We start from the raw sequence: 12,799 nt of genomic DNA, 5'->3' as shown, positions 1-12,799 counted from the left end.
AAAATCAGGGAATAACGAGACAAACATGAACGCACCCACAAATCCAAAAGAACTCGAATTACAAACCGTTGAGTTCAAGCTAGATGGCAAGACCATCGTTTCGTATGAAGGCGAAACGATTCTCAAGGCTGCCAAACGCCACGGTGTTGATATTCCGCATCTGTGTTTTAAAGATGGCTATCGCCCAGACGGTAACTGCCGCGCTTGCGTGGTAGAAATTAATGGCGAGCGTACTTTGGCGCCGAGTTGCTGCCGAAGCGCAACGCCTGGTATGGAAGTAAAAGCCAATAGTGAGCGTGCTGTAAAGAGTCAAAAGTTAGTTCTCGAGATGTTGCTCTCTGATATGCCAGATGAAGGATTTAAGTGGGTTGGAGACAGCAAGGAAGAAGAGCAAAAAAATCAACATGGCGAACTCAGCACCTGGGCAGCACGCATGGATGTCACGGTTCGACCAGAGCTCAAGGCATTGCGACGTGAGAAGGTAAGTAGCGACATTTCACATCCAGCGATGGCTGTGAACTTGGATGCCTGCATTCAATGTAATCGTTGTGTACGTGCTTGCCGTGAAGAGCAAGTGAATGATGTGATTGGTTACGCCATGCGTGGCGGTCACAGCGAGATCGTATTTGATTTAAATGATCCGATGGGTGAGAGTACTTGCGTGGCTTGCGGCGAGTGTGTACAAGCTTGTCCAACTGGTGCGCTAATGCCAAAAGGTTTGATTGGTTCGCAAACAGTTGACCGTAAAGTAGATTCCGTTTGCCCATTCTGTGGCGTTGGTTGCCAAATTACTTACAACGTCAAAGACGAAAAAATTGTTAGCGTTGAAGGTCGTGACGGCCCAGCTAACCACAATCGTCTCTGCGTTAAGGGTCGCTTCGGTATGGACTACATCCATAACCCACAGCGCCTTACAAAGCCATTAATTCGTAAAGCGGGTGTTGCTAAAGATGAGTCTATGCTTGAGGGCAAGCAAGATTGGTCTGACATCTTCCGTGAAGCGACTTGGGAAGAGGCTTTAGAAGTCGCCGGTGGCGGCTTGAAGAAACTCAAAGATCAATACGGCAATAAAGTATTGGCTGGCTTTGGCTCCGCAAAAGGCAGTAACGAAGAGGCCTATTTATTTCAGAAGCTGGTACGTACCGGTTTTGGCAGCAATAACGTAGACCATTGCACACGCCTTTGCCATGCTTCATCTGTAGCGGCACTTCTTGAGGGTGTTGGTTCTGGTGCAGTAAGTAATCAAGTCAATGACGTTGAGCACTCCAGCATGATTTTCTTGATTGGATCCAATCCAACTGCCAATCATCCTGTTGCTGCTACCTGGTTTAAGAATGCTGCTAAACGTGGTGCTAAGATAGTCCTATGCGACCCGCGCGCAACAGAGATCAGTAAGCATGCCTGGCGTACCATGCAGTTCAAGCCAGACACTGATGTGGCCATGCTCAATGCCATGATCTATACGATTATTGAAGAAGGCTTGGTTGATAAAGACTTTATTCAAAATCGCTCGAATAACTTTGAAGCTTTAAAAGAAAACATCAAGGGTTATAGCCCTGAAGCAATGGCGCCAATCTGCGGCATTCCAGCAGAGACTTTGCGTGAAGTAGCTCGCGAATTTGCAACCACGAAGTCAGCCATGATTTTGTGGGGTATGGGCGTAAGCCAACACGTACACGGTACTGACAATGCCCGCTGCTTAATTGCTTTAGTGAGTATCACCGGTCAAATTGGTAAGCCAGGCTCTGGTTTGCATCCATTGCGTGGTCAGAACAACGTGCAGGGCGCTAGTGATGCTGGTTTGATTCCAATGATGTTCCCGAACTATCAGCGCGTTGATAATCCAGAAGCGCATGCCTGGTTTGAGAAGTTCTGGGATACGCCATTGGATAAAAAGCCTGGCTATACAGTTGTGGAGATCATGCATAAGATCACTGCACCTGATTCTGATCCAGACAAGATTCGTGGCATGTATGTCGAAGGTGAAAACCCGGCGATGAGCGATCCCGATTTAAATCATGCTCGTCATGCTTTGGCTGCATTGGATCTGCTCGTAGTTCAAGATATCTTCATGACAGAGACTGCGCTCCTGGCTGACGTAGTGTTGCCAGCCAGTGCATGGCCTGAAAAGGCTGGCACTGCTAGCAATACTGACCGCATGGTTCAGATGGGTAAGAAAGCAATCAATCCTCCTGGTGATGCGAAACCTGACTTGTGGATTATTCAAGAGATTGCCAAGCGTATGGGCCTGAATTGGAATTACCAAGGTCCTGATGCAGGTGTTGCCGAGGTTTATGATGAAATGCGTCAAGCAATGCATGGCGCGATCAACGGCATTACCTGGGAGCGTTTAGAAAAAGAATCTAGCGTTACCTATCCATGTTTATCTGCCGAAGATCCAGGTCGCCCAATTGTGTTTAATGACAAGTTTGATACCAAGGATGGCAGGGTGAAGTTAGTGCCAGCCGATATCATTCCGGCTAACGAGCGTCCAGACACTGAATATCCATTTGTGTTGATCACTGGTCGTCAGTTAGAGCATTGGCATACAGGCAGTATGACCCGTCGTGCCACCGTGCTAGATGCGATTGAGCCTATGGCTACTGTTTCGATGAATGGTGAAGATATGACCCAGCTAGGCGTTTCTGCTGGCGATGTGATTACCGTGCAGTCTCGTCGTGGTGGAGTCGGTATCCACGTGAGAAGGGATGATGGCACACCGAGAGGCGTAATCTTTATTCCGTTTGCCTACTATGAGGCTGCCGCCAACTTGATTACCAATTCAGCGCTAGATCCATTTGGCAAGATTCCTGAGTTTAAGTATTGCGCTGTGAAGCTCGCTAAAGGTGGTGAAGTGGCCAAGATCATGGGATATGGTACGAATGCCCCAGGCGGATCTAAGGAAATGTCTAACGTCTAACTATAGTTCTGGCAAATCACAAAAGGGCTCCCACAAGGAGCCTTTTTGCATTTAAACCGGAGAAGTTAATTGCCCTTTAGAATGAACCCTCTATGGCCAGTTCCAAACCCTCCGTAAATACCACCGCAAAAGCCGAGCTTCCCGTCCTCATCATTGGGGCCGGACTAGCTGGATTGACAGTTGCCCTCCATATGGCTGAGTCTCAGCCAGTGATTTTGATGGCTAAGCGTGGCTTAGGAGAGGCTGCTACAGCCTGGGCACAGGGCGGCATTGTTGGGGTTGTAGATAAAGAGCATGACAGCATTGATTCTCACGTGGCTGACACCTTAGATGCTGGTGCAGGACTTGTAGTGGAATCTACTGCACGTTATATCGCTGAAGAAAGTGCTGATGCGATTCGTTGGCTGGTTGAGCAGGGTGTTCCATTCACAGAAGATAAATCTGGGCCCATGGGTTTGCACTTAACGCGTGAGGGCGGACACAGTCATCGTCGCATCGCTCATGCTGCAGATGCTACTGGTAAAGCCATTCATGAAGTGCTGCTGGATAAAGCCAAAGCCCATAAAAATATTCAGATCCTGGAGCATTGGATTGCACTCGATCTCATTACCAATCGTCAGCTAGATGCTAAGACACAACGTAGCAAACCTAATCGTTGTTATGGTGTTTATGCACTCGATATTAAAAATAACCGTGTAGAAACGATTGAAGCAAAGTCAGTGGTGTTAGCTACAGGTGGCGTTGGTAAGGTTTATCGCTACACCAGCAATCCCGATACCGCTACAGGCGATGGTATTGCAATGGCCTGGCGGGCAGGTTGCCGCGTGGGTAATATGGAATTTATTCAATTCCATCCAACTTGCTTGTATCACCCCAGCGATCGCACCTTCCTAATTACTGAAGCCATGCGTGGTGAGGGCGGTCTACTCAAGCTGCCTGATGGCACACGCTTCATGCCTGAGCATGATGAACGTCATGAGCTGGCACCGCGCGATATCGTTGCCCGTGCCATTGACTTTGAGATGAAAAAGCATGGCCTGGACTATGTTCATCTTGACGCGACGCATTTAGGTGAAGCATTTATTAAAGAGCATTTTCCGATGATCTATGCGCGCTGCATGAGTCTTGGACTGGATATCACTAAAGAACCCATTCCGGTTGTGCCTGCTGCGCACTACACCTGTGGCGGTGTAGTAACGGATCTCAAAGGGCGTACCGATTTGTCAGGACTGTATGCAGTTGGCGAAGCAACGTATACCGGACTACATGGTGCTAATCGTTTGGCGAGTAACTCATTGTTGGAGTGCGTAGTCATTGGTAAGGCGGCAGCAGAAGACATATCCAATCTCAAGACCCCAGTAATGCCTGCTCTTCCTCTATGGGATGAGAGTCAGGTTGAGGATGCGGATGAGCAGGTAGTCATTGCCCATAACTGGGATGAGCTGCGCTCTCTCATGTGGAACTACGTCGGCATCGTGAGAACTAACCGTAGATTAGAGCGAGCGCTTCATCGCATCAAACTGCTGCGTTATGAAGTGCAAGAGTATTACGCTAACTTTAAAGTCACACGAGATCTGATTGAGCTCCGCAACCTACTGGAATGTGCTGAGCTCATCGTGCGCTCAGCCTTAATGCGCAGGGAAAGCCGTGGACTGCATTACAGCCGTGACTACCCGGGCACTTGGGCAGTTTCCTATCCAACCATCCTTACTCCTCAGGCAGAGGGTTCCGAGAGCGAATCTGCCTCTTAAATCAAGATTAAGGCCCTGTTTTTGGTGATAAGCTAAGCCCATCTGACTAGGAAATCTATGGCAAGCCTTAAAGAAGAAGTCCATGAACATATCTCTGCGGTTTATCAAACGGCAGCTGATGAAATCAAGAGCTGGTCTGCTGTCTTAAAAGAGATATGGCCGCTGATATTTTTATTAGTATTGGCCCTAGTGATTCTGATTTGGTTTGCAAAACCTGCGCCTCCCGGCAAAGTGCTAATGGCAACTGGCACAGGCGGCTCCTATAAAGTATTGGGAGAAAAATATAAGACTTATTTTGAGAAAAAAGGCATTGAACTCAAATTAGTAGAGACCCACGGATCAAAAGAAAACCTTCAACATTTAATTGATCGTAAGGATCCGATCCAAGCGGCCTTTGTGCAAGGTGGAATGATTGCTATAGACAATCTCTCTGGTGTGGAATCACTCGGCAGTGTTGACTATGAACCAGTGTGGATGTTTTACCGTAAGAGTGCTTTTAATGAAAGTATTCATATATCCGATAGAGATATAGCTAAGCTTAAAATCAATATTGGCCCAGTAGGGAGTGGAACGCGTACACAGGCACTTGGTATATTTAAACTCAATGGCTTGAATGGTGATGCACCTAATTTGCTCAGCCTTGGGAATGCTGAAGGTGTTAATGCCTTAGAGCGCGGTGAAATTGATGCTGTTATTTTGGTGGATGGTTTTGATTCACCAAATGTACAAAAACTCATTAGGAATCCAGGAATTAAACTGACTTCATTCACGCGTGCAGATGCCTATACCCGTTTATTGCCATATTTTGAAGAAGTGACGGTGCCCATGGGCGGATTTGATCTCGGGAAAAACATTCCAGATCATCCCATTCAATTGATCTCAACTACGACCAATCTCTTAATTGATAACCGTCTCCACCCAGCTATCCAAGTTCTATTCCTAGAGGCCGCCCGAGAAATTAACGGCAATAAATCTTATTTTGCTAAAGCTGGAGAATTCCCGGCTTATATGAATACTGAAGCCCCTTTGAGTGATGAGGCAAATTTTTTCTATGAAAAGGGCACGCCAACTTTGATGAAGTATTTGCCATTCTGGCTTGCAGAGTTTTTGGAGCGCATGTTCTTCCTGCTGCTTCCTTTTGCTGCATTTGCTTATCCAGTCATTAAATCTATTCCCACTTACAGAACCAATCTGGCCAAGAAGCAAATTAACTCCATTTATAAAGAGCTCGATAAATTTGAGAAAAATACGATTGAAAACTTTGATCCAGCCCGTCGTGGTGAATATATTGAGGTGCTCAATGAGATGGAGCGCAGGATACTCAGATCAAAAGCAGCAAAACTAGCAACTGCCGAATGCTACAGCCTGCGAAACAATATTGAATTTATTCGTAATGCGCTCGAGAAGCAGTTGATATACAAGGGCAGGGAAGGTTAAGGTAAGTTAAGGTAAGTTAAGCACGAACCTTACTAATTGGTTTTGTGTGCAGGCTAAGGCCAAGGGCTGCGAGGACCTTTAATACGGTATCAAAGCCCGGGATTCGATCGCCAGATAAGGCCTTATATAGACTTTCCCTAGAAAGGCCTGATTCCTTGGCTACCTGAGCCATTCCTTTTGCGCGCGCTATATCGCCAAGTGCTTTTGCTATAAACGCGGCATCTCCATTTGATTCCTCAATGCATGCCTGGAGATAAAGGGCCATTTCTTTGGGTGTGCGTAAATGTTCTGCTACATCATATGGGCTGGTGATCGTTTTTTTCATTTCATTCCCTATATGTTTTTAGCCAAATGTTTAGCTATCTGAATATCCTTATTCTGAGTTCTTTTATTGCCCCCTATAAGTAATAAATACATCACATTCGCATGTTTTGTGTAATAAATCCTATAGCCGGGTCCAAAATCAATCTTCATCTCAAAAACTTTGCTGCCAACCGATTTTGTATTTCCAGAATTTCCCTCAGCTAAACGTTTTATTCTGGCTTGAATTTTTGCTCTTCCCATCAAGTCATTAAGGGAATCTAACCAAGCCTTAAATTCTTCTGTTTTCCTTATTTCAAGCATTCATTAATGTAGCCAATAGGATACATTAAGTATGTAAGAAAATCTATAATTTAGCTGGGAATTTACTGAAAGAACTTAAAGAACGCGCATTGAAAAATCAACCGCATGTACATCCTTAGTTAATTTACCAAGAGAGATGCGATCAACTCCAGTAGCCGCAATAGCGCGCATTTGATCTAAGTTAATGCCACCAGAAGCTTCCAGTAAAGCACGTCCAGCAGTAATTGCAACTGCTTGCTTCATCTGATCAGTATTGAAGTTATCGATCAAGATGTTCTTGGCACCAGCAGCTAAAGCTTCTTCAAGTTCAGCAAAATTCTCTACTTCAATCTGAATATCTACCCCGGCATTTAAAGCTTGAGCATTTTTCAGGGCTGCAGTCACGCTACCAGCAGCAGCAATATGGTTTTCTTTAATGAGGATGCCATGCCATAGGGCTAGGCGTTGATTCTTGCCGCCACCCACTAGCACCGCATACTTCTGAGCCTGACGTAATCCTGGAATGGTCTTGCGTGTATCTAGTGCAGCGCAACCTTTAGGGTTAGGGCTAGCACCTGCAATCGCGTCAACGTGTTGACGGGTAATGCTAGCTGTCCAAGAAAGTGTTTGTAGGAAATTAATACAAGTACGCTCAGCAGAGAGCAGGGCTTGTGAGTCAGCTTCAATATCGCAAACCTTGGTATCGGGCTTCATGAGATCGCCCTCAAGGTAACTCCAAGTAACTTTGGCATTAGGATCAAGCTTCTTCAGCGTTCCTTCAAACCAATCCACCCCGCAAAGAACGGCTTCTTGACGAACAATGAGCTGCGCTCTGACTGGCTTGCTAGGAACAAGTTTGGCAGTCCAATCTCCAGTGCCAATGTCTTCCATTAAGGCATCTGCAATATTGCGTTGGCGAGCTTGTTCTAAGGTTTCGTTGTATTCAAACATGAGGATCAATTAAATAAATTAAGCGGCGCCAATATTTTTTACAAAGCCATGCTGTGCTTTAGCTAAGAGGTCGGGATGATTCTTGGTGAAGTCAAGCATGCGCTCTATGCAGCCTAATGCCTCAATACGAATAGGTTCATCGATGAAGATTTCACCAGAAGCATTTTCTAGGCAATTCAAAATACCTTGTAAGCCATTCATGGCCATCCATGGGCAGTGAGCACAACTCTTACAGGTTGCGCTATTGCCGGCCGTAGGCGCTTCAATGAGTTTCTTATTGGGGGCTAGCTGGCGCATGCGATGCAAGATACCGTTATCAGTCGCAACGATATATTCAGTTGCAGTACCTTCAACTACGGCTTTAATCATGGCAGAGGTAGAACCTACAACGTCTGCAAGGTCAACAACGGCTTGCGGAGATTCAGGGTGAACCAAGATCATGGCGTTAGGGTGAGCGGCCTTAAGCATCTCTAATTCAACCGCTTTAAATTCATCATGAACAATACAAGCACCGTTCCATAGCAGCATATCTGCACCAGTTTGCTCTTGAATGTAGCGACCCAAATGACGATCTGGTGCCCATAATATTTTTTTGCCTTCAACTTTGAGTTGATGCACGATCGCTAATGCACAAGAACTAGTTACCATCCAATCTGCTTGCGCTTTAACTGCGGCGCTAGTGTTTGCATACACCACAACAACACGATCTGGATGCGCCGCTCTAAATGCAGCAAAGTCAGTAGCATCACAACCCAGATCAAGTGAGCAGGTTGCATCAAGGTCAGGCATGAACACACGCTTCTCAGGACTGAGAATCTTGGCGGATTCACCCATAAAGCGCACGCCAGCAACAATCAGATTCTTGGCGGCATGATTTTTACCAAAACGTGCCATCTCTAATGAGTCAGCGACATAGCCACCAGTAGATAAGGCTAAATCCTGAATATCGCCATCAACGTAATAGTGGGCAACGAGGGCGGCATCTTTTTCTACCAATAACTGCTTTATGCGAGCAATCACAGCTTCTTTTTCAGCGCCAAGAAGCTGAGGAGGAGTCTTTGCCCAGGCTTGGGCAGTACAAGTCACTCCAGCGGAGTCTTGCTGGGGGTAATCAAAGGAAATAGGGGTGCTAACGGTTGAATTCATACGAAATCTTAATCGACTGACCATTTTTTTGTCTGAAATCAGTCAATTTAGGCCAAAGGCGCCTGTTATCCCTTAAGCTAATGGGAATTCACCTTATTCAAAGTAAAATTTATACATTATTTATCAAGACCTTAGCTTGATCTACACCCCATTTATATAGCTTCCATACATGTCCTTTATTTCTCTTTGCCATTCCCAAAAAACTCGCATTGCCCTAGCGGTGATTAGCCTTTCAGTATCGGCGCCAATATTTGCACAGGTGGATGCCGGCGCATTGCAGCAGAACTTGGAGAAGCAGTTGCCATTGCCATCGCCACTAGCTCTGCCAGAGCCTAGCGCAAAAGATGGCGCTCGTCCTGGTGAACCACGCAAAGATGAGCTCACCTTTCAGGTGAAGCAATTTGTTGTGGAAGGCATTAGCATTCTTCCAGAGGCTAGCATTCAAGAGGTATTAAAGCCTTGGGTGGGTCGTGCAGTTAACTTTGATGACTTACAAAAAGCTTGTGATGCAGTTGTGGATTTCTATCGTAAGAGTGGATACACAGTGCAGGCAATATTGCCACCACAAAAAATTGCTAACGGCGTTGTAAAAATCTTAGTAACAGAAGCGAAGTTGAGTAGCGTTATTGTTGACACCCCAAATGGACCTACACGCTTTAGTAAAGAAACTGCCGCTGAATATATTACTTATGCAAACCCAGTAGGTCAGCCGCTCAATACACAAGCGATCGAACGTGCTTTGATCATCCTCAATGAAACTCCTGGTGTTATGGTCTCTAGTCAATTAGAGCCCGGTGAGAAGGATGGTGAGACCGCATTGCGTTTACAGCTTACAGAGCCGCAGTGGTATCAGGGTAGGGTAGAGGCGAATAACTACGGTAGTAGAACAACTGGAGCTAATCAGGGCGTTATTGCCTTAAGTGGGATCAACCCATTGGGTATTGGCGATCAAATCTCAGTCAATGGTATTTACTCAGAAGGTTCGCAATATGTGCAAGCCGCCTACTCTTTGCCTGGATCTAAAGACGGACTGCGCTTAGGGGTTGCTGGAACTTTTCTAAACTATAAGAACGTCAGCAGTTACGCAAATACTGCTAATGCTGGCTATGGCGATGCCTGGACTACTGGTGTTAGTGCTGCATACCCACTGGTTAGAAGCCAAGGCACTAACGTAAACGTTACAGCAAACTACGATATCAAAGAGTACACCAATAAAAATAGTCAAACTTTAACGACCATCAGCGCTTACAACATCAGGAATGCAACTGTTGGCATTTCAGGCAATCATTACGATAGCTTGGCTGGTGGCGGTATTAGCTCAGGATCACTCGCCGCAGTCTTTGGTAATTTAGATATTTTATCCAGCAGTGTTGCGGGTTACGGTCAATACACACCATCAAGCTTTACTAAGTTCACATTCGCGGGTAACCGCACTCAGCAATTAAGCGAAGATGGAACAACGACTGCCTACGTCGCAGTGAGTGGCCAGTTTTCCTCTGTTAACTTAAATTCAGCTGAGCAAATCTATATGGGCGGACCTTACGCTGTCCGAGCATATCCAGTTGCGCAAAGTGGTGGATCTCAGGGCGGTATCGGTACTGTTGAGTTGCGTCATCAATTTCCAGAGCGCATTACCGCAAGCATGTTCTATGACGTCGGATTAGTGCAGCAATACAAAAATCCCTATCCAGGCTGGCAAGGCCTCACTAACGCCAACAATACCTATTCATTGCAAGGCGCAGGTCTTGGTCTGAAATGGGATTGGGAAGGTTGGAACTTAGGCGCAATGGTTGCTTGGCAAATTGGTAAGAATCCTTTGTATAGCTCTACCGGACAACAAGTTGCTACCGATGGCACAACCACCAATCCACGCGGCTGGTTTACTGGAAGTTATCAGTTCTAATTGCTTGAGCTAAATAGCAAGTGATGACGCTTAAACAATTGGCTTTGGTGGTATTGATTGGCGTATCAGCGGTAAGCGCTGCAAATGCTCAAACGAAAACCGCCTCCAAAACAGAAATTAAGCCCGAGTCTAAAAGCGAATCGAGAGCCGATTTTGAGTTCATAGCTACCGTTAATGGCGTGCCGATTACACAAGGCTTATTTAATCTTAACCTTCAAGCAGCGCTAGCTCAGGGTCAAAAAGATACTCCCCAGTTACGTGAATCCATCAAAAATGAATTAATCAATCGCCAATTGATTGCGCAAGAGGTGGTGAAACAGGGTTTGGATAAGGAAGTAGATCTTCAAGATCAAATTACCCAACTTCGTCAAAACTTATACCTTCAGGTCTTAATAGAAGACCATCTTAAGAAGAATCCCATTACCAATGAAAAGCTAAAAGAAGAATACGAGAAGCAAAAGCAATATCTCGGTGGTGGTACAGACCAAGCAACTCAATACAAAATCAGTCAGATTATCCTCAAATCCGAATCTGAGGCTATTGCAACGGTTGGGCGACTACAAAATGGAGATTCTTTTGCCAAAGTAGCTAAAGAGGTATCCCTGGATGGCGCCACTAAATCTCAAGGCGGGTCTTTGGGTTGGGTTAGCCCTGCTCAATTGGCTCCTCCAATTGCGGATGTTGTGGGAACTCTGGGTAAGGGCGGCTTTAACAAGACGCCAATCAAGCTTTCAAATGCCTGGGTAATTGTTCAAGTAGAAGATACCCGCTCAACCAAGATCCCAAGCTTTGAGGCGTCAAAAAATCAGCTGAAACAAGCTATTGTTCAGCAGTATTTAGCAGAAACCATTAAGCGTTTGCGAGAGTCGGCCAGAGTGGTTCAATGAAGCGACTCCTCATCAGCATTCTGATGCTGGTTTCTGTGCATTCAGGATTTGCACGGGCTGAAAAGCTAGCATTTCAAAACTGGGTTACTGAACTCAATGGACAAATTAATGAGGCCTACACGATCAATGGTCCTCAATCTTCTTTTGGTATGTTTTGCTCTGGAGAGCAGTGCCTTTTTTATCTCCATCAAAACTTACGCTGTACGCCTGGAGAAAAATACTCGGTACTCATGAACGGGCCACCAATTTCTTCGGCCCTCACGATGGAGTGCACGCAAATAAACGGTAATCTTTTTCAGATATTAAAACCATTTGATGAAGTGCTGAAGGGCATCCAAAATGGAGAGGCAATTGGCTTTGCAGTTGCACTTCAATCAGGCGCATTTGCAGTGAATCGTTTTAGTTTGGCAGGATCAAAATCTGCCATCAATCGAGTGATGCAAGAGGCAAATCAAAGCAAACAAAATAAAGCAATTCCGCCAATGCAAACGCCGAAAAAATTAATTGGACCCGATATCAAAATCTAGAAATAAGAAGTAAATTCTCATTTGCTCTGAAGTCCATAAAACTCTGAAAACTTCAAAACCTCTCTTACATTAATTGAATGTAAAAAATTTGCTCTATATACCCATTGGTCTTGCGGGAAGGCATAAGATGGATTTGTTAAAAACACCCAATTTTGTTAAAATAAAAGCTTAGGTAAACAGCTATCAATACCTCAAGTAGTTAAGAATTTTGTTATCAATTAAGTTGAAAAAAATGCAGATGAGCAGTCAGTATTTCAACCAACGCTTGCAGCAGAAAAGTGTTCGGTTCAGATAAACATTTCTGGACCAAAAATTCTGATCAAATCGATCAGAAAACAAGCTCAACCTGTAATTCCGAAGTCACCTGTTTAGCGCAAAATTTTGCCCCTTTAAAGGGTTATTTTGCATTTTCTTGGTGCAATAAGCCCTTCCATAAAAGAGGCATTAAAAGGCCTGGACTAAGTCTAGCAATTTCTGTTGCAACATTTTTTGCAGGAACTTGCCTTTTAGTTGGTGCCGCGTTAGCAAACCCGACTGTTCCAAATCTACCAAATGCACTCCCCACCAACGGTCAAGTCATCGCCGGCTCTGCATCCATTTCCCAAACCCAAACCCCCACCTCAGCAGCAATGACAGTGAATCAAACAACGCAACGTGCGGTAGTGAACTGGGAT

The 12,799-nt window shown here is 45.3% G+C and carries 11 protein-coding genes; 7 read left to right on the top strand and 4 right to left on the bottom strand.

The features are described 5' to 3' along the window. Positions 1-25 precede the first annotated feature (25 nt). From fdhF to ICN20_RS10060, 3 genes are all read left to right on the top strand, one after another. Positions 26-2,920: a formate dehydrogenase subunit alpha gene (gene fdhF, locus ICN20_RS10070; RefSeq protein WP_216240477.1), complete on the top strand. Its 2,895-nt coding sequence runs from the start codon at positions 26-28 to the stop codon at positions 2,918-2,920. A gap of 92 nt (positions 2,921-3,012) precedes the next feature. Beyond that, on the top strand, positions 3,013-4,671 hold the full coding sequence (gene nadB, locus ICN20_RS10065) for an L-aspartate oxidase (RefSeq protein ID WP_216240475.1): 1,659 nt from the start codon (positions 3,013-3,015) through the stop codon (positions 4,669-4,671). 57 nt (positions 4,672-4,728) lie between these two features. Then, positions 4,729-6,108 carry a TAXI family TRAP transporter solute-binding subunit gene (locus ICN20_RS10060; RefSeq protein WP_216240473.1) on the top strand — a complete coding sequence of 460 codons (1,380 nt, stop codon included), beginning with the start codon at positions 4,729-4,731 and terminating at the stop codon, positions 6,106-6,108. Positions 6,109-6,124: 16 nt separating this feature from the next. Here the strand turns inward: ICN20_RS10060 and ICN20_RS10055 are convergent, their stop codons facing one another. The 4 genes from ICN20_RS10055 to nadA all read right to left on the bottom strand — a co-directional run bounded on the left by ICN20_RS10055 (position 6,125) and on the right by nadA (position 8,808). Then, the gene (locus ICN20_RS10055) at positions 6,125-6,433 is read right to left on the bottom strand and encodes an addiction module antidote protein (protein WP_216240470.1); all 309 of its coding nucleotides are present in this window, start codon (positions 6,431-6,433) and stop codon (positions 6,125-6,127) included. 8 nt (positions 6,434-6,441) lie between these two features. Next, a complete protein-coding gene (locus ICN20_RS10050; RefSeq protein ID WP_216240469.1) occupies positions 6,442-6,732 on the bottom strand; it encodes a type II toxin-antitoxin system RelE/ParE family toxin in 291 nt (96 codons plus the stop codon). A gap of 75 nt (positions 6,733-6,807) precedes the next feature. After that, positions 6,808-7,662 (bottom strand): carboxylating nicotinate-nucleotide diphosphorylase, encoded by an 855-nt coding sequence (nadC, locus tag ICN20_RS10045; RefSeq protein WP_216240468.1) that lies wholly within the window; start codon positions 7,660-7,662, stop codon positions 6,808-6,810. An 18-nt stretch (positions 7,663-7,680) separates the two neighbouring features. Then, a complete protein-coding gene (gene nadA / locus ICN20_RS10040) occupies positions 7,681-8,808 on the bottom strand; it encodes a quinolinate synthase NadA (RefSeq protein WP_216240466.1) in 1,128 nt (375 codons plus the stop codon). A 169-nt stretch (positions 8,809-8,977) separates the two neighbouring features. Here nadA and ICN20_RS10035 point away from each other — a divergent pair, with 169 nt between their 5' ends. From ICN20_RS10035 to ICN20_RS10020, 4 genes are all read left to right on the top strand, one after another. Continuing rightward, positions 8,978-10,711: a ShlB/FhaC/HecB family hemolysin secretion/activation protein gene (locus ICN20_RS10035; RefSeq protein WP_216240464.1), complete on the top strand. Its 1,734-nt coding sequence runs from the start codon at positions 8,978-8,980 to the stop codon at positions 10,709-10,711. Between the two features lie 23 nt (positions 10,712-10,734). Next, a complete protein-coding gene (locus ICN20_RS10030) occupies positions 10,735-11,598 on the top strand; it encodes a peptidylprolyl isomerase (protein ID WP_216240462.1) in 864 nt (287 codons plus the stop codon). Beyond that, positions 11,595-12,125, top strand: coding sequence for a hypothetical protein (locus ICN20_RS10025; RefSeq protein WP_216240459.1), 531 nt, complete (start codon positions 11,595-11,597; stop codon positions 12,123-12,125). The genes ICN20_RS10030 and ICN20_RS10025 overlap by 4 nt, the downstream gene beginning before the upstream one ends. A 278-nt stretch (positions 12,126-12,403) precedes the next feature. After that, positions 12,404-12,799: hypothetical protein (locus ICN20_RS10020; RefSeq protein ID WP_216240458.1), on the top strand; the 396-nt coding region annotated here is incomplete at its 3' end.

The organism is Polynucleobacter sp. JS-Polo-80-F4 (assembly GCF_018881965.1).
Classification (GTDB): Bacteria; Pseudomonadota; Gammaproteobacteria; order Burkholderiales; family Burkholderiaceae; genus Polynucleobacter.
Note: the sequence above shows the minus strand (reverse complement) of the source record. Positions and strands in the feature narration are given on the sequence as shown.